The sequence below is a fragment of the Streptomyces uncialis genome, assembly GCF_001905345.1.
In the GTDB taxonomy this organism is placed as follows: domain Bacteria; phylum Actinomycetota; class Actinomycetes; order Streptomycetales; family Streptomycetaceae; genus Streptomyces; species Streptomyces uncialis.
In genome coordinates this window covers 1-17,370 of record NZ_LFBV01000006.1, presented here as the reverse complement: position 1 = coordinate 17,370, position 17,370 = coordinate 1, and the positions used below count along the sequence as shown (strand labels likewise).

Annotated in this window: 11 protein-coding genes; 8 read left to right on the top strand and 3 right to left on the bottom strand. The window is 72.7% G+C overall.

Translation table 11 applies throughout. The features are described from left to right. Nucleotides 1-58 precede the first annotated feature (58 nt). The 6 genes from AB852_RS22640 (at nucleotide 59) to AB852_RS22615 (ending at nucleotide 9,040) form a co-directional block, all read left to right on the top strand. Nucleotides 59-2,839: a nitrate- and nitrite sensing domain-containing protein gene (locus AB852_RS22640; RefSeq protein WP_073791773.1), complete on the top strand. Its 2,781-nt coding sequence runs from the start codon at nucleotides 59-61 to the stop codon at nucleotides 2,837-2,839. Next, nucleotides 2,836-3,273, top strand: a complete 438-nt coding sequence (locus tag AB852_RS22635; RefSeq protein WP_073791771.1) for a roadblock/LC7 domain-containing protein — start codon at nucleotides 2,836-2,838, stop codon at nucleotides 3,271-3,273. Before AB852_RS22640 ends, AB852_RS22635 begins: the two co-directional genes overlap by 4 nt. Nucleotides 3,274-3,282: 9 nt before the next feature. Then, nucleotides 3,283-3,678 carry a DUF742 domain-containing protein gene (locus AB852_RS22630; RefSeq protein ID WP_073791769.1) on the top strand — a complete coding sequence of 132 codons (396 nt, stop codon included), beginning with the start codon at nucleotides 3,283-3,285 and terminating at the stop codon, nucleotides 3,676-3,678. 25 nt (nucleotides 3,679-3,703) lie between these two features. Continuing rightward, nucleotides 3,704-7,423 (top strand): hydantoinase B/oxoprolinase family protein, encoded by a 3,720-nt coding sequence (locus tag AB852_RS22625; RefSeq protein ID WP_073791766.1) that lies wholly within the window; start codon nucleotides 3,704-3,706, stop codon nucleotides 7,421-7,423. Continuing rightward, the gene (locus tag AB852_RS22620; protein ID WP_073791764.1) at nucleotides 7,404-8,012 is read left to right on the top strand and encodes a GTP-binding protein; all 609 of its coding nucleotides are present in this window, start codon (nucleotides 7,404-7,406) and stop codon (nucleotides 8,010-8,012) included. The genes AB852_RS22625 and AB852_RS22620 overlap by 20 nt, the downstream gene beginning before the upstream one ends. 491 nt (nucleotides 8,013-8,503) lie before the next feature. After that, complete coding sequence (locus AB852_RS22615) at nucleotides 8,504-9,040, top strand: NUDIX domain-containing protein (protein ID WP_073791762.1); 537 nt, start codon at nucleotides 8,504-8,506, stop codon at nucleotides 9,038-9,040. Between the two features lie 72 nt (nucleotides 9,041-9,112). Here the strand turns inward: AB852_RS22615 and AB852_RS22610 are convergent, their stop codons facing one another. Further along, the gene (locus tag AB852_RS22610; RefSeq protein ID WP_073792370.1) at nucleotides 9,113-11,464 is read right to left on the bottom strand and encodes a glycoside hydrolase family 31 protein; all 2,352 of its coding nucleotides are present in this window, start codon (nucleotides 11,462-11,464) and stop codon (nucleotides 9,113-9,115) included. Between the two features lie 218 nt (nucleotides 11,465-11,682). Here AB852_RS22610 and AB852_RS22605 point away from each other — a divergent pair, with 218 nt between their 5' ends. Together AB852_RS22605 and AB852_RS22600 are read left to right on the top strand one after the other, a co-directional pair. Continuing rightward, nucleotides 11,683-13,659, top strand: coding sequence for an acetoacetate--CoA ligase (locus AB852_RS22605; protein WP_073791759.1), 1,977 nt, complete (start codon nucleotides 11,683-11,685; stop codon nucleotides 13,657-13,659). Nucleotides 13,660-13,806: 147 nt separating this feature from the next. Continuing rightward, a complete protein-coding gene (locus tag AB852_RS22600; RefSeq protein WP_073791757.1) occupies nucleotides 13,807-14,706 on the top strand; it encodes a hypothetical protein in 900 nt (299 codons plus the stop codon). 86 nt (nucleotides 14,707-14,792) lie between these two features. Here the strand turns inward: AB852_RS22600 and ptsP are convergent, their stop codons facing one another. Beyond that, nucleotides 14,793-16,463, bottom strand: coding sequence for a phosphoenolpyruvate--protein phosphotransferase (gene ptsP / locus AB852_RS22595; protein ID WP_073791754.1), 1,671 nt, complete (start codon nucleotides 16,461-16,463; stop codon nucleotides 14,793-14,795). 75 nt (nucleotides 16,464-16,538) lie between these two features. Continuing rightward, on the bottom strand, nucleotides 16,539-16,988 hold the full coding sequence (locus AB852_RS22590) for a PTS sugar transporter subunit IIA (protein ID WP_073791752.1): 450 nt from the start codon (nucleotides 16,986-16,988) through the stop codon (nucleotides 16,539-16,541). Between the last annotated feature and the right edge of the window lie 382 nt (nucleotides 16,989-17,370).

The following is a 17,370-nucleotide window of genomic DNA, read 5'->3' as shown; positions in this document are numbered from 1 at the left end:
CCGTTTCTTGACGCACCTGTGTATCCCCCCTGAGCGGGGGCTCGATGTGGGGGAGGCCATGCGCTTTCGCGGGAAGTCGATCCGTCGGAAGATCGTGGCATTGTTGCTCGTGCCGCTTGTCTCCCTGACCGCCCTGTGGAGCTTCTCCACGATCATCACCAGCCGTGAGGCGGTCCGTCTGCTCACGGTCGCCGAGGTGGTCGACAAGATCGGCTACCCCATCGAGGACATGGTCCAGGCGGTGCAGGAGGAACGGCGCCAGTCCCTGACCTACCTCGCCGACCCCCGGGCCTCCGAAGCCCTGTCCGACCTGCGGCTGTTGCGCGGACGTACCGACAAGCTCGTGGCGAAGATCCGCGGCAACGCGACCGACTCCGGTGTCGCCGAGGACCTGGACACCGAGTCCCGCGGCCGGCTCAGCGCACTCCTCGACGCGCTCGACGGCCTCGAATCGCTGCGCCACGCGGTCGAGGAGGGAACCGTCAGCCGCAGCACCGCGCTCGACCTCTACAACCGGCTGATCGACCCGAGCTACGCCCTGCTGATGACCGTCCACGGTCTCGACGACCCCGAGATGGACAAGCAGGGCCGCGCCCTCGTCGGTCTCGCCCGCGCCCGTGAACTGCTCTCCCGTGAGGACGCCCTGCTCGGCTCGGCCCTCGCCGCCCGACGCCTGACCCGGCACGAGATCCGTGACATCTCCGACCTCGTGGCGCAGCGGACCCTCCTCTACGAGGTGAACCTGACCCTGCTGCCCGAGGCGGAACGCGTCCGCTACGAGCGCTTCTGGCGCAGCGCCGACGCCACCCCGCTGCGGGTCGCCGAGGAGTCCGTCTCCGCCGCGTCCCCGGGCGCGGCGAGCATGTTCACCGCGGCGAGCTGGAACCGCGCCACCGATGCCGTCCTCGACGAGCTGGCCACCCGCAACGCCGCCGCCAACGACCGCTACCAGGACCGCGTCCACCCCATCGCCGTCGGGGTCATCGCCCGCGCGGTCATCGCCGGCATCCTCGGCCTCATCGCCCTGCTGTTCTCCGTCTTCCTCTCCGTACGGGTGGGCCGCGGTCTCATCCGCGACCTGCGCACCCTGCGCCTGGACGCCCATGAGGCGTCCGGCGTGCGGCTGCCCGGCGTCATGCGGCGCCTCGCGGCCGGCGAACAGGTCGACGTCGAGACGGAAGCACCCCGGCTGGAGTTCGGCAAGGACGAGATAGGCCAGGTCGGACTCGCCCTGAACACCCTTCAGCGCGCCGCCGTCGAAGCCACCGTCAAACAGGCCGAATTGCGGCACGGTGTCTCCGACGTCTTCGTGAACCTCGCCCGCCGCAGCCAGGTCCTGCTGCACAAGCAGCTCACTCTCCTCGACACGATGGAACGCCGCACCGAGGACACCGACGAACTGGCGGACCTCTTCCGCCTCGACCACCTCACCACCCGGATGCGCCGCCACGCCGAGGGCCTCGTCATCCTCTCCGGCGCCGCCCCGTCCCGGCAGTGGCGCAAGCCCGTCCAGCTCATGGACGTCGTCCGCGCGTCCGTCGGCGAGGTCGAGGACTACGAGCGCATCGAGGTCCGCCGGCTGCCGAGGATCGCCGTGACCGGTCCCGCCGTCGCCGACCTCACCCATCTCGTCGCGGAACTCCTGGAGAACGCGACCCTCTACTCACCGCCGCACACCGCGGTCCAGGTCCACGGCGACTATGTCGCCAACGGCTTCACCCTGGAGATCCACGACCGGGGCCTCGGCATGGCGAGCGACGCGCTCCTCGACGCGAACCTCCGGCTCTCCGAGACCCCCGAGTTCGAACTCTCCGACACCGACCGGCTCGGCCTCTTCGTGGTGAGCCGTCTCGCCCAGCGCCAGAACGTCCGCGTCTCGCTCCAGCCGTCGCCGTACGGAGGCACGACCGCCGTCGTGTTCCTGCCCGAGACCCTGCTCACCGACGCCGGCGGCATCACCGCCGCCGACGCCGAGGACGCGGGTCTGCGCACCGGACGGTCCCTCGCCGAGGCGGGGAGCCGCCCCGCGCTCGGGAGGTCCGCCGCGAAGCTCCCCGGACTGCCCCCCTCCCTGCTCGACGTCCCCGTCGAACTGGAAGCACCCGTCGGCTCCGCGGACGACATCGAGATGTTCCCCGCCCGCCGCAGGGACACCGAACGCGAACACGCGCTGCTCGGACCGCGCCGCACCGTCACCGCGCTCCCGGACGAACAGCAGCCCGCCGAGGACCCCGACGGCGCCACGCGGGGCTCCGACGACGAACGCCTCGGTGGCGCGGTCCCGCTGCCCCGTCGGCACACCCCCAAACTCGTGAGCTCCCACGGCCGGCCCGTCGTGGACCCCGAGCACCGGGTACCCGACCCCGCCACGGACCGCCCCACCCCCGAGACCCCCACCACCGCGCCGGTCCTGCCGCGCCGCCGCCGTTTCCCGGAGGCCACCACGAGCACCCCCGCGCGCGGCGGTGACGCCGCACCCCCCAGCGCCTCCCCACGCGGCGCCGCACCCGACCGCGGCGCACCCGGCCTGGCCCGGCTCGACCGGGTCACCGGCGAACGGGTCCCCCGCGCCGGTGACGGCCCGGCCGAACCCGCCGACGGAGCACTGCCCCGCCGGGTCCGCCAGGCCAATCTCGCCCCCCAGCTCAAGAAGGCCCCCACCCGCCGAGGCGGCGGCGGGCCGGTCCGTCCCGCCGAGGAGCGGGACGCCGACGAAGTACGCAGCCGTATGGCCTCGCTCCAGCGCGGGTGGGCACGCGGCCGTGAGGAGAACGCCGAGGGCGACACCGCCCCGGACGGCACAGCACAGGGAACGACATCTGAGGGGGACGGTCGATGACCGCACCGAAGGCCGACGGGCTCGACAGCCCCGGGGGGAACAACGATCTGAACTGGCTGCTCGACGAACTCGTCGAACGCGTCGCCAGCATCCGCAAGGCACTCGTCCTGTCCGGCGACGGCCTGCCCACCGGGGTCTCGCAGGGCCTCACCCGGGAGGACAGCGAACACCTGGCCGCCGTCGCGTCCGGCTTCCACAGCCTCGCCAAGGGTGTGGGACGCCACTTCGACGCGGGCAGCGTCCGCCAGACCGTGGTGGAACTCGACGACGCGTTCCTCTTCGTCACCGCCGCCGGGGACGGCAGCTGTCTCGCCGTGCTGTCCGACGCGGACTCCGACGTGGGACAGGTCGCCTACGAGATGACCCTGCTCGTCAAGCGGGTCGGCGTGCATCTGGGGGCCGCTCCGCGCACCGGTCTGCCCGCGGGAGGGTAGTGGGATGACATGAGACCAGACGGTCAGGGACCCCCCCACTGGTTCGACGACGACGCCGGCCCCGTGGTACGCCCGTACGCCATGACCCGGGGCCGTACCACCAGCGCCGCACAGCACCGCCTCGATCTCATCGCGGTGGTCGTCACCGAACCTCACACCGCCGACCCGGAGGCCGACCAGACCCTCTCCCCGGAACATGTCGACATCGTCGAGCTGTGCCGCGACACGCCCCAGTCCGTCGCCGAACTCGCGGCGGAACTCGACCTCCCGATCGGCGTGGTACGCGTCCTCATCGGGGACCTCGTCGACGACGAACTCGTCCATGTGACCCGTCCCGTACCGCCCGCCGAACTGCCGGACGAGAGTATTCTGCGCGACGTGATCAACGGCCTCCGGGCGCTCTGAACAGCGCGGCAGCGGGGAGAACGACATGACGGGCTGGCAGTTCTGGGTCGACCGCGGTGGCACCTTCACCGATATCGTCGCGCGTCGCCCCGACGGCCGCCTCCTCACCCGCAAACTTCTGTCCGCCCACCCCGAAGCGGCCCAGGACCCCGCCCCGGCCACCGACGACCCACCGTCGGCCGCCGCGGCGCCCGCCGCCCCCGGCGCCGACGCAGCCGTCGAGGGCATCCGCCGCATCCTGCGCGACCACCCCTCCGACGCCGACGCCGCCGTCGAATCCGTCCGCATGGGCACCACCGTCGCCACCAACGCCCTCCTCGAACGCACCGGGGAACGCACCGCCCTGGTCATCACCCGGGGCTTCCACGACGCCCTGCGCATCGCCTACCAGAACCGGCCGCGGATCTTCGACCGTGAGATCGTCCTGCCGCCACCGCTGTACGAACGGGTCATCGAGGTCGACGAACGCGTCACCGCCCAGGGCGAGGTCCTGCGCCCGCCCGACCTCGACGCCCTCGAAGGCCCCCTGCGCGCCGCCCACGCCGACGGCATCCGCGCGCTCGCCGTCGTCTGCGCGCACAGCCACCAGCACCCCGCCCACGAACAGCGGGTGGGCGAACTGGCCGCCCGGATCGGCTTCCCGCAGATCTCACTGTCCAGCGAGGTCAGCCCACTGATGAAGCTCGTCCCGCGCGGGGACACCGCGGTCGCCGACGCCTATCTCTCGCCCGTGCTGCGCCGCTATGTACGGGGGCTGGCGCACGACCTCGACGCGACCGGCGATCCGGACGCCCCCGGCGGCCCGCGGCTGATGTTCATGCAGTCCAACGGCGGACTCACCGACGCCGGACAGTTCCGCGGCAAGGACGCCGTACTGTCCGGACCGGCCGGCGGCATCGTCGGGATGGCCCGGATGTCGCAGCTCGCGGGCTACGACCGGGTCATCGGCTTCGACATGGGCGGCACCTCCACCGATGTCTCCCACTACGCGGGCGCCTACGAACGCGTCTTCACGACCACCGTCGCCGGGGTCCGGCTGCGGGCGCCGATGCTCGACATCCACACCGTCGCCGCGGGCGGCGGCTCCGTACTGCGCTTCGACGGCAGCCGCTACCGGGTGGGCCCCGACTCCGCCGGAGCCGTGCCCGGCCCCGCCTGCTACCGCGCCGGGGGACCGCTCACCGTCACCGACGCCAATGTCGCCCTCGGCCGCATCCAGACCGCGCACTTCCCGCACGTCTTCGGCCCCGGCCGCGACCAGCCCCTCGACGCGGCCCTCGTCCGCGACCGCTTCACCGCGCTAGCCGCCGACATCACCCGCCGCACCGGCGACGACCGCACCCCCGAACAGGTCGCCGAGGGCTACCTCAGGATCGCCGTCGCCAATATCGCGGGCGCCGTCAAACGCATCTCCGTGCAGAAGGGCCACGACGTCACCCGCTACGCCCTGACGACCTTCGGCGGAGCCGGCGGCCAGCACGCCTGCATGGTCGCGGACTCGCTGGGCATCCGCACGGTGCTCGTCCCACCCCTGGCCGGAGTGCTCTCCGCCCTGGGCATCGGGCTCGCGGACACCACCGCCATGCGCGAACGCTCCGTCGAGACGGAACTCGGACCCCGCGCCATGCCCCGCGTCCTCGCGACCGCCGACGAACTGGAACAGGCAGCCCGCGGCCAGCTGCGCGCCGAGGGAGTACCCGACGACCGCGTCCGGGTCACCCGGCGCGCCCAGCTCCGCTATGACGGCACGGACACCGCCCTCACCGTCGATCTCACCGGACCCGGCCCGATGGCCGAGGCGTTCGAGGACCGCCATCGCGACATGTACTCCTTCGCCCTCGACCGCCCCGTCGTCGTCGAATCCCTCTCCGTGGAAGCCACCGGCCTCACCGAACCCCCCGATCTGTCCACCCTCACCGAGCACCCCACCGCACCCGGCCCCCCGCACACCGCGGCCCTGCACACCGGCGGCACCTGGCACGACGTACCCCTGCTGCGCCGTGCGCAGCTGCCGCCCGGCCGCACCGTCACCGGACCGGCGGTCATCACCGAGGACGGCGCGACCACCGTCGTCGACGACGGCTGGCGGGCGACCCCGCACCCCCTGGGCCATCTGATCCTGGAACGGGCCGTCCCGCCCGGGAGTTCCCGGCCGGGGACCGAGGCCGACCCGGTGCTCCTCGAACTCTTCAACAACCTGTTCATGTCCATCGCCGAACAGATGGGCGCCCGGCTGGAGTCCACCGCCCAGTCCGTCAACATCAAGGAACGCCTGGACTTCTCCTGCGCGCTGTTCGACCCCGAGGGCAACCTCGTCGCCAACGCCCCGCACATCCCCGTGCACCTCGGCTCGATGGGCACCAGCGTCCAGGAGGTCATCGGCAGACGCGGCACCACCATGCGCCCCGGCGACACCTACGCGGTGAACGACCCCTACCACGGGGGCACCCACCTGCCCGACGTCACCGTCATCACCCCCGTGTTCGACCCGGCGGGGGAACACCTCCTCTTCCACGTCGCCTCACGCGGCCACCACGCCGAGATCGGCGGCATCGCCCCCGGCTCGATGCCCGCCGACAGCCGCACCCTCGACGAGGAAGGCGTCCTCCTCGACAACTGGCTCCTCACCGAGGACGGACGCCTCCGCGAGGACGAGACCCTGCGCCTGCTCACCGAGGCCCCCCACCCCTCACGTGACCCGCGCACCAACCTGGCCGACCTGCGCGCCCAGATCGCCGCCAACCAGAAGGGCGTCGACGAGGTCCGGCGCATGATCGACGACTTCGGCATCGATGTCGTCCAGGCGTACATGCGACACGTCCAGGACAACGCCGAGGAATCCGTACGCCGTGTCATCGACGCCCTGGACGACGGCGAGTACGGCTACGAGACCGACTCCGGCGCCGTCATCCACGTACGGGTCACCGTCGACCGCGCGGACCGCTCCGCGACGGTCGACTTCACCGGCACCTCACCCCAGCTCGCCACCAACTTCAACGCCCCCTACGCGGTCGTCAACGCCGCGGTCCTGTACGTGTTCCGCACCCTCGTCGCCGACGACATCCCGCTGAACGACGGCTGTCTGCGCCCGCTGCGCATCGTCGTCCCACCCGGCAGTCTCCTCGCCCCACGACCGCCCGCCGCGGTCGTCGCGGGCAACGTCGAGACCTCACAGGCCATCACCGGCGCCCTGTACGCGGCACTCGGCGTCCAGGCGGAGGGCTCCGGCACCATGAACAACGTGACGTTCGGCAACGACCGCCACCAGTACTACGAGACGGTGGCCTCGGGCTCCGGCGCGGGGGACGGCTTCCACGGCGCGTCCGTCGTGCAGACCCATATGACCAACTCACGGCTCACCGACCCCGAGGTCCTGGAGTGGCGGCTGCCCGTCCTCCTGGAGGAGTTCTCCGTCCGGCACGGCAGCGGGGGAGCGGGCCGCTGGCACGGCGGTGACGGCGCGCTGCGGCGCATCAGGTTCCTGGAGCCCATGACCGTGTCCCTCCTGGCGCAGCACCGCAGGATCGCGCCCTACGGCCTCGCGGGCGGCGCGCCGGGCGCGCTCGGCACCTCCCGCGTCGAACGGGCCGACGGCACCGTGCAGCCGCTCGACGGCAGCGATTCGGTGACGGTCGGCCCAGGCGACGTACTCGTCGTCGAGACACCGGGCGGCGGCGGGTATGGTCCACCGACGCTCAATTCCACCGAGGCAGGAGAAGAAAGCGATGATCCTGGGGCGTACTGAGCGCGGCAAGGCCCCCATAGAACCCGTCACGCTCAAGATCCTCGTGGCGGGCGGCTTCGGTGTGGGCAAGACGACCCTGGTCGGCGCGGTCAGCGAGATCAAGCCACTGCGCACCGAGGAGACCCTGAGCGAGGCGGGTCGTCCGATCGACGACATCAGTGGCGTCGAGGGCAAGACCACCACCACCGTGGCGATGGACTTCGGCCGCATCACCGTCCGCGAGGACCTGGTGCTGTATCTGTTCGGCACCCCCGGACAGGACCGGTTCTGGTTCCTGTGGGACGAGTTGGCCACCGGGGCACTGGGCGCCGTCGTCCTCGCCGACACCCGCCGCCTGGAGGACTGCTTCGCGGCCGTCGACTACTTCGAACGACGGCACATACCCTTCGTGGTCGGCGTCAACTGTTTCGAGGGCGCGGCCCGTTACCCCGCCGACTCGGTACGCCAGGCGCTCGACCTCGACAGCGCCGTCCCGGTCGTCCTGTGCGACGCGCGGGACCGTGAATCCGTGAAGGACGTCCTCATCGACGTGGTCGAGCACGCGATGAAGCTCGCGGCCTCCCGGCGGGCGGCCGCCACGGCCACCTGATCCCCCACGCCCGCGCACGGCCCCCCGGGCCCGCCCACGCGCGTCACGGCACCCTTCCCGGCTTGAACGCCCCTTGGGCCGCACAGGCGTCCACGAGGGGCGCAGCGCGCCCCGTACGGCCGCACCGGGCACCGCGGACGCCCGGACGTGAACCCCCGCGGCACGGCGTCCCGGCCGGGCTGCGGCACGCCACGCCACGACCGTCGGCGGCCCCTGCGCGACAGCGTCCCCGGGCAGACGGCCGGGCAACAGGAGAACCGCACAGGGGTGAATTGCGTCAGGTCTATTCGGTGAGGGTGGCCGGGGCCGACGGGGGTGGTTCCGGCCACCCTCACCCTGCGGCCCCGCCCCCTGCCGGCCCCGGCCCGCCGCCCCGTCGCACCCCGCGACGCCCCTTGGAACGGACGCGAAAGGCACGTAACCGCCCTTTCCCCGCCCGGACCCGGCGATCATGGCGGTCCGACCATCCGCTGATCGGATACAGTCCGCGCGTGCCCGAATCGCAAACCCCGACCACCAACCCCGTACGGAACTCCCACTGTTCGCACTGCGGAGCTCCCTACGACGCCGGAAACACCGGCTGGCCCCGAACCTGCGTCCCGTGCGGCGGCACCGCCTACGGGAACCCGCTGCCCGTGGCGATCGTCCTCCAGCCGGTCTACGACGCCTCGGGCTCCGCCCTGATCGTCATCACCCGGACCGTGCCACCCGCGCGCGGTGGCCTCGCCCTGCCCGGCGGCCACGTCGACCACAACGAGGACTGGCGGAACGCCCTCGTCCGCGAGCTCAAGGAAGAGACCGGCATCGACGCCGCCAGCCGTGACGTACGGATCGTCGACGCCCTGAGCTCGGCCGACGGATACCTGCTCCTCCTCGGTGCCCTTCCGGACCGCCCCGTGGCCGAGCTGCCCCCCTCGACCGCCACCGACGAGACGGAGGGCTGGGAACTCCTGCGCCGCCCCCAGGAGATGGCCTTCCCCCTGCACACCCTGGCCGTCCACGCCTGGTTCGAGGGCCGCTACCACTGACCCCCGGCCGCACCCACCGGCCCGGACGACGGCGTCCGGGCCACCGGCACGGCGACCCGCCCCGGCCCCGCGTCACACCTCACGCAGCCGCACCGGGTACCCCACCGGCCCACCGCCCTCCCGCTCCACCACCACCCGGCTGTCCCGCACCCGGGTGGTGAACCGCTGCACCTCCGGCACGTCCCAGCCGTCACCCGGGTCGGCCACCACGAGCCCCCCTCCAGCGCGCCCGCGCGCGGGAGGCCACACCTCCAGCTCCAACCCCCCGTCCGCGCCCCGGACCGGCAGCACGGCCCCCGCACGCACCAGCACCGGCACCCGGGACAACGGCGCGTCCACCAGGGCCTGCCCCGGCCCCGAGAACCCCGCACCGGTGACCGCGTCGTACCAGAGCCCCTTCGGCAGCCGCACCGCCCGCCGGTCGGCACCCGGCTCCAGCACCGGCGCCACCAGCAACGCGTCACCCAGCAGGAACGCGTCCTCGCACTCCCGCGCCGCCCGGTCCTCCGGAGCACCCCACCACAAGGGACGCACATAGGGCGCCCCCGTACGTGACGCCAGCCGCGCCAGCGTCACGAAGTACGGCGACAGCCGCCGCCGCTCCAGCAACGCCTCCCGCGCGTGCTCCAGCACCTGGGGCCCGAACTCCCACGGCTCCCGGCGGCCCGCCCACGACGCCGAACGCGTCCGGAACAACGGCATGTACGCACCCAGCTGGAGCCACCGCAGATACAGCTCCGGCGACGGATCACCCGTCGACCCGCCCACATCGGGACCCGAGTACGGCACCCCGCACAACCCCGTCCCGATCACCAGCGACAGGGACGCCCGCAGCCCCGCCCACCCCGTCGCCACATCCCCCGACCAGGTCCCCCCGTAGCGCTGGAGCCCCGCCCACCCCGACCGCGAGAACAGGAACGGCCGCTCGCCCGGCCGCGACCGCAGCAGCCCCTCGTACCCCGCCCGCGCCATGCCCAACGCGTACACGTTGTGGGCCTCCCGGTGGTCACCGCCACGGCCCTCCAGCGCGTGCCGCGCCGAACGCGGCAGCGTCGCCTCCCCGAACGCCACGAACGCGACCGGCTCGTTCCTGTCGTGCCAGAACCCCGCGAACCCCCGGGCCGGCCGTTCCCCATACCACCCGCCCCACCACGCGCGCACCCGCGCGTCCGTGAAGTCCGGGTACACCGACTCGCCCGCCCACCCCGTGCCCGTCACCGCACGCCCCGCACCGTCCCGCACGAACACGTCCGCCGCCCGCCCCGACTCATGGACCGCGTTCCCGGGCTCCGCCTTCACCGCCGGATCGACGATCGACACCAGCCGCACCCCGTCGTCCGCCAGATCCCGCGCCAGCCCCTCCACATCGGGGAACCGCGCCTCGTCCACCGTGAAGACCCGACGCCCGTCCAGATGGTCGACGCCGAGATGCACCGCGTCCAGCGGAAGCCCCCGGCTCCGGTACCCCGCCACCACCCGCCGCACCTCCTCGGCGCCGCCGGACCCCGGAGTCGCGTGATGATGCCCCAGCGCCCACGACGGAGGCACCGCCGGAGCACCCGTCAACGACACCCACGCGTGCAGCACGCGCGCGGGGGACCCCACCACCACCCAGCACCGCAGCGGCCCCCCGTCGGCCCGCAGCTCCGACGCCCCCGCCCGGTCGTGCCCCGACCCCGCGCCCTCCTCGCCCTCCCGCAGACGCACGGTCCCGTCCCATGTCGTGTCATGGAAGACGAGATGGGTACCCGCGTCGGCCACCACCCACTGCACCGGCATCGTCAGATGCGGCGGATCGCCACCCGGACCGGACGAACCCCCCGGATCGCTGTTCCACAGCCGGTACACACCACCCCTCAGCCGCGGCCCGCCGGCCCGCCCCCCGAGCCCGAAGAACCGCGCGTCCGCGGCCACCTCCGACCGCTGCACCCACCGCGCCCCGCCCTCACCCGCCACCGGCTCCCACCAGCGCGGCGGCAGATCCCGCCGCAGCACCACCCCGCCCGGGGTACGCACCTCGACCGCGCCGCTCCGCGACACCGCGAGCGTGACCCGCTCCGACACGACCCGCCAGCCACCGTCCTTGTCCGGCTCCAGCATCGCCCGGGGATCGGCCTCCGGAGCCGCCCCCGACAGCGCGTACGACGGCTGCGGCCCCACCCCGTCCCACCCCCAGAACACCGCCCCCGTCGTCGTCACCAGGATGCGCAGATCCGACCGCGCGAACCGGATCACCCCACCGCCCGGCCCCGACTCGACCCCCGTCACCCCACCCGGCACCCGGGCCCGCTCGGCCCCCCGGACCGTCAGCCCCACCGCGTCCGTCCGCTGCCTGCGCAGCGCCGCCCGCAGCGCCCGCAACCCCCGCGCCGGACCCACCGAACCGACCGTCTTCACCGAACGCCACAGGTCACGACCATCCATACCGATCAGCCTGCCACCGCCGCCCCGGGCCACGCGCCGCGTTCAACTGTCGTTCACCCCCGGCACCGGCAGTTCCCCACGACCCGGCCACACCCGACCGCACGACCCTGGTGCCGGAGTCGATCACATGGCATCGTCCCCCTCAGCCGCCGACGCGCGCAGCACCCCCCCCGTGCGTCGAAGACGCCCACGACGCACCCACCAGGGGAGCACCCTCCATGTCCTCAGCGAACCCCGAGCCGCTCTGGCGACCCGACCAGCACACCATCGACCACGCGCGCGTGACCCGCTTCCAGACCTGGGCCGCCGAACACCACGGCGCCCCACGGGACGGCGGCTACCCGGCCCTGCACCAGTGGTCCGTCGACGAACTCGACACGTTCTGGCAGGCCGTCGCCGAGTGGTTCGACATCCGCTTCTCGACGCCCTACGCGCGCGTGCTCGGCGACCGCCACATGCCCGGCGCCGAATGGTTCCCCGGCGCCACCCTCAACTACGCCGAACACGCCCTGCGCGCCGCCGCCGACCGACCCGGCGAACCGGCACTGCTCCACGTCGACGAGACCCACGACCCCACCCCCGTCACCTGGGCCGAACTGCGCCGCCAGGTCGGCTCCCTCGCCGCCGCGCTCCGTGACCTCGGCGTCCGCCCCGGCGACCGCGTCAGCGGCTACCTGCCCAACATCCCCGAGGCCGTCGTCGCCTTCCTCGCCACCGCCGCCGTCGGCGCCGTCTGGACCTCCTGCGCCCCGGACTTCGGCGCACGCGGCGTCCTCGACCGCTTCCAGCAGGTCGAACCCGTCGTCCTGTTCACCGTCGACGGCTACCGCTACGGAGGCAAGGAGCACGACCGCACCGGCACCGTCGCCGAACTCCGCGCCGCCCTGCCCACCGTGCGCGCCGTGGTCCACGTCCCCCTCCTCGGCACCCCCGCCCCCGAGGGCACCCTGGAATGGTCCGCGCTCACCGCCGGCGACACCGAGCCGGTCTTCGAGCAGGTCCCCTTCGGCCACCCCCTGTGGGTGCTCTACTCCTCCGGCACCACAGGACTGCCCAAGGCGATCGTCCAGCCCCAGGGCGGCATCCTCCTGGAACACTGCAAACAGCTCGCGCTCCACTGCGACCTGGGCCCCGAGGACCGCTTCTTCTGGTACACGTCCACCGGCTGGATGATGTGGAACTTCCTCGTCTCCGGCCTGCTCACCGGCACCACGATCGTCCTCTACGACGGCAGCCCCGGGTACCCCGACACCGGCGCCCAGTGGCGGGTGGCCGAACGCACCGGAGCCACCCTCTTCGGCACCTCCGCCGCCTACGTCATGGCCTGCCACAAGGCGGACATCCACCCCGCCCGCGACTTCGACCTCAGCCGGGTCCACTGCGTCGCCACCACCGGCTCCCCCCTGCCCCCCGACGGATTCCGCTGGCTGCGCGACCAGTTCACCGACCGCCCCGGCGGCCTGTGGATCGCCTCCGTGAGCGGCGGCACGGACGTCTGCTCCTGCTTCGCCGGCGCCGTCCGCACCCTGCCGGTCCACATCGGGGAACTCCAGGCCGCCTGCCTCGGCACCGACCTCCAGGCCTGGGACCCCCAGGGCGCACCCCTCACCGGCGAGGTCGGCGAACTCGTCGTCACCCAGCCCATGCCCTCCATGCCCACCCGCTTCTGGAACGACCCCGACGGCCACCGCTACCACGACAGCTACTTCGACACCTACCCGGGGATCTGGCGGCACGGCGACTGGATCACCGTCACCTCCCACGGCTCCGTCGTCATCCACGGCCGCTCCGACTCCACCCTGAACCGCCAGGGCGTCCGGATGGGCTCCGCCGACATCTACGAGGCCGTCGAACGCCTCCCCGAGATCCGCGAATCCCTCGTCCTCGGCGTCGAACAGCCCGACGGCGGGTACTGGATGCCCCTCTTCGTCCACCTCGCCCCCGGCGCCACCCTCGACGACGAGCTGCGCACCCGCATCCGGCGGACCATCCGCGAGAACCTCTCACCCCGCCATGTCCCCGACGAGATCATCGACGTACCCGCCGTGCCCCACACCCTGACCGGCAAACGACTGGAGGTCCCCGTCAAACGACTCCTCCAGGGCACCCCGCTCGACAAAGCGGTCAACCCCGGCTCCGTCGACCGGATCGAACTCCTCCAGTTCTACGTCGACCTCGCCCGCCGACGGACCTGACCCCACCGGCCCGGGAGCTCCGGACCACCCGGCCCGGAGCTCCGGCCGCCCCGCCGACCGCACCCCCCGGCGCCCGTCCCCGGGCCCCGTTGTCAGTGCCCCCGGTTACGGTGAGTGAGCATCGATGACTGTGCACCAGGGGGAACGATGACGCACACCCAGCACCACCGGACCGTCCGCGACCAGCTCCACCACGAGATCGCGGGCACCATCGGCCTGCTCGCCGACGAAGCGGACTTCACGGCCATGCGCCGCTACCGCACCTTCACCTTCGACGACCACGACACCTACCTCGACCAGATCGAAGCCGTCCTGCGCACCCGCACCGACCAGGGCCGGCACACCACCCTCACCCTCTTCGACCCCGACCAGTACGCCGCCTACTGCACCCGCCACGGGATCGAACCCGACGCCCGCGCCTCCCGCACCCGCTTCACCGCCGAACTCGCCGCCACCGGCCCCACCGTCCCCTACGAGGGACAGCCCCTCGCCGAACTGCTCCCCGACCTCGTCGACGAGGCCGCCCGCCAGGCCACCTGGGAGTACGCCACCCATGTGCTCGCCCGGGCGGGGGAGTGCGCCTCCTGCGGCGAGGACATCGGCCGGGCCTCCTTCGTCCGCGCGTCCGACCTGCTACTGCGCATCCTGCGCGCCGCCCGCCCCGGCTCCCACCACCTGGTGTGCAGCGTCGACACCCCCGCCGAACCCCTCCTCGGCACCCTCACCGCCCACAGCGACGAAACCGGCATCACCGAGATCGACGAGACCGAGGCCGTCGAACTCGCCACGGTCCTCGCCGCCGGGCTCGCGGCCGGCAGCCCCGGCGGCCTCGTCATGCGCACCACCACCCTCGACCAGGACGACCGGGTGCACGGCTGGCGCCTCAGCGGTGACGGCCTCGCACCCCTCACCGCGGCCGAGGTCTTCGACGCCTACTGCACCGACGCCCTCACCGGCGAACTCGTCTCACCCGAGTCGGGCGTCGACTACTGCGCCCCGCCCGACATCGACGGAATCGCCCCCGGCACCGACGAACACCACCACTGACCGGCCGGGCCGTCGCCCCGACAAGGCACGACAGCCCAAGGGGCGCCCCGCCGCGGCGGAGCGCCCCGGGCCCGGCTCCCGCACGACTACTCGCCGGACAACACCGCCCGCGCGGCGCTCCGCGCGTCCTCGGCCGTGTCCGCGGCACGGGCCGCCGACGCCGCGCGCTCGCACTGCGCCAGCGTGTACGTGGCCAGCGCCGCCCGCACATACGGGATCGACGCCGCACCCATCGACAAGGACGTGACCCCCAGCCCCGTCAGCACACACGCCAGCAACGGATCGGACGCCGCCTCACCGCACACCCCGCAACTCTTGCCCTCCGCCTTCGCCCCCTCGGCCGACAGCGCGACCAGGTCGAGCAACGCGGGCTGCCAGGGGTCCTGCAACCGGGCCACCGCCCCCACCTGGCGGTCCGCCGCGAAGGTGTACTGCGCCAGATCGTTCGTCCCCAGCGAAAGGAACTCCACCTCCTGAAGGATCGAACGCGCCCGCAGGGCCGCCGACGGGATCTCCACCATCGCCCCGAACTTCGCCCGCAGCCCCGCCGCACGGCACGCGTCCGCGAACGCCTTGGCATCGACGCGGTCCGCCACCATCGGCGCCATCACCTCCAGATACACCGGAAGCCCCTCCGCGGCCTTCGCCAGCGCGGTCAGCTGGGTCCGCAGCACCTCCGGATGCTCCAGCAAGGACCGCAGCCCCCGCACACCCAGCGCGGGGTTCGGCTCATCGGCCGGCGTCAGGAAGGCCAGCGGCTTGTCGGCCCCCGCGTCCAGCACCCGGACGACGACCCGGCCCTCCGGAAACGCCTCCAGCACCTGCCGGTACGCCACGATCTGCTTCTCCTGCGACGGCGCCTCGGCGCTGTCGTCGAGGAACAGGAACTCCGTACGGAACAGCCCCACCCCTTCCGCACCGGCCTCGACCGCGGCCGGGACATCCGCCGGACCCCCGATATTGGCCAGCAGCGGCACCTTGTGACCGTCGGACGTGGCCCCCGGACCGGTGGAGGCCGACAGCGCCGCCCGCCGCTCGGCCGCCGTGGCCTCCATCACGGCCCGCTTCTCGGCACTGGGGTCCACGAAGACCTCACCCGTGCTGCCGTCCACCGCGACCACGGTGCCCTCGGTGATCTCGCCCGCCCCGGGCAGCGCCACCACGGCGGGGACCCCGAGCGCCCGTGCCAGGATCGCGCTGTGGCTGGTCGGCCCGCCCTCCTCGGTCACGAAGCCGAGCACCAGGGACGGATCGAGCAGGGCGGTGTCCGCCGGTGCGAGATCCCGCGCGATGAGCACATACGGCTCGTCGCTGTCCGGCACGCCCGGCATCGGCACCCCCAGCAGCCGCGCGACGATACGGTTGCGCACATCGTCCAGGTCCGCGACCCGCCCGGCCAGATACTCACCGGCCCCGGCGAGCAGCGCGCGGTACGAGGCGAACGCGTCGTACACCGCGCGTTCGGCGCTGCTGCCGACCACGATCCGCCGTTCCACATCGGCGATCAGCTCCGGGTCCTGCGCCATGAGGGCCTGTGCTTCGAGCACCGCCTGGGCCTCCCCGCCGGCGAGGTTGCCGCGTGCGATCAGATCGGCGGCCACCGCTTCCACGGCCTGACGGGCCCGCCCCTGCTCGCGCTCCGCCTCCTCGGCGGGGATCTGCTTCGCGGGCGGTTCGAGGACCGCCGTCCCCATGTGCCGTACCTCGCCGATCGCCACACCGTGGCTCACGCCGACGCCTCGCAGCGTTGTCTCCATCTCACCGTCTCCGATAGGTGCGGCGGGCCCTCCCGCCGGGATGATTGCCTGCCGTCGGCCTGACGGCACCCTGTGCTACTGCCAGTCGAAGAGCACGTCGCCCACCTTGACGTCCCCGCTCTCCGTGATGTCCGACAGCGAGTCCACCGTCGCCTCCAGCGCCACCACCGGACAGATCGGTGATTTCCCGGCGGCCTCGACCGCTACGGGGTCCCAGCGGATCACGGCCTGCCCGCGCTGCACGGTGTCCCCCTTGTTCACCAGCAGCTCGAAACCCTGACCGTTGAGCTGCACGGTGTCGATACCGAGATGGGTGAGCACACCGTGCCCGTCGCCGTCGACCACCACGAACGCGTGCGGATGCAGGGAGACGACGACACCGGAGACGGGGGACACCGCCTCGGCGGGGACACGGTCGGGATCGATCGCCGTCCCCGGCCCCACCATCGCGCCGGAGAAGACGGGGTCCGGCACCTCGGTCAGTCCGATGGCACGGCCGGACACAGGGGCTGTCACGCTGGTCATGGGCAAGCCTCCCAGGCTGGGAATCACCGGGCCGTCACTGTCTGTCCAGGAACGGCGCACTGTTCAGCAGGGTAAGTCATGAAAAGTCCGGGTTCCGCATGAGAGCTCCCGGTTGGCGAAGCTGGAGGCCGGTGCACTGCTGATTTGCGCCTGCTGTCAAGCCCCCTGTACAGTCGTACTCCTGCCCGCAGCCGACCGCCTCTTCAGGCGCTTGTGTCAGGGCAGTCTCTATGAGAGTTCGATTCCCTTTCTTCGGATTCCCTTTCGCATGTCTGCGAGATGCGGGTCGGGGAGCGGAAAAAGACCTGGTAGAGTTTGAAACACCGAAGGGAAGCGCCCGGAGGAAAGCCTGAGCCGAATGGCTGGGGTGAGTACGAAGGAA

Excerpts from the sequence above, each read along its gene's own strand:
- AB852_RS22640 (WP_073791773.1), top strand. The coding sequence starts at position 59 with ATGCGCTTTCGCGGGAAGTCGATCCGTCGGAAGATCGTGGCATTGTTG.
- AB852_RS22635 (WP_073791771.1), top strand. The coding sequence starts at position 2,836 with ATGACCGCACCGAAGGCCGACGGGCTCGACAGCCCCGGGGGGAACAAC.
- AB852_RS22630 (WP_073791769.1), top strand. The coding sequence starts at position 3,283 with ATGAGACCAGACGGTCAGGGACCCCCCCACTGGTTCGACGACGACGCC.
- AB852_RS22625 (WP_073791766.1), top strand. The coding sequence starts at position 3,704 with ATGACGGGCTGGCAGTTCTGGGTCGACCGCGGTGGCACCTTCACCGAT.
- AB852_RS22620 (WP_073791764.1), top strand. The coding sequence starts at position 7,404 with ATGATCCTGGGGCGTACTGAGCGCGGCAAGGCCCCCATAGAACCCGTC.
- AB852_RS22610 (WP_073792370.1), bottom strand. The coding sequence starts at position 11,464 with ATGGATGGTCGTGACCTGTGGCGTTCGGTGAAGACGGTCGGTTCGGTG.
- AB852_RS22605 (WP_073791759.1), top strand. The coding sequence starts at position 11,683 with ATGTCCTCAGCGAACCCCGAGCCGCTCTGGCGACCCGACCAGCACACC.
- AB852_RS22600 (WP_073791757.1), top strand. The coding sequence starts at position 13,807 with ATGACGCACACCCAGCACCACCGGACCGTCCGCGACCAGCTCCACCAC.
- ptsP (WP_073791754.1), bottom strand. The coding sequence starts at position 16,463 with ATGGAGACAACGCTGCGAGGCGTCGGCGTGAGCCACGGTGTGGCGATC.
- AB852_RS22590 (WP_073791752.1), bottom strand. The coding sequence starts at position 16,988 with ATGACCAGCGTGACAGCCCCTGTGTCCGGCCGTGCCATCGGACTGACC.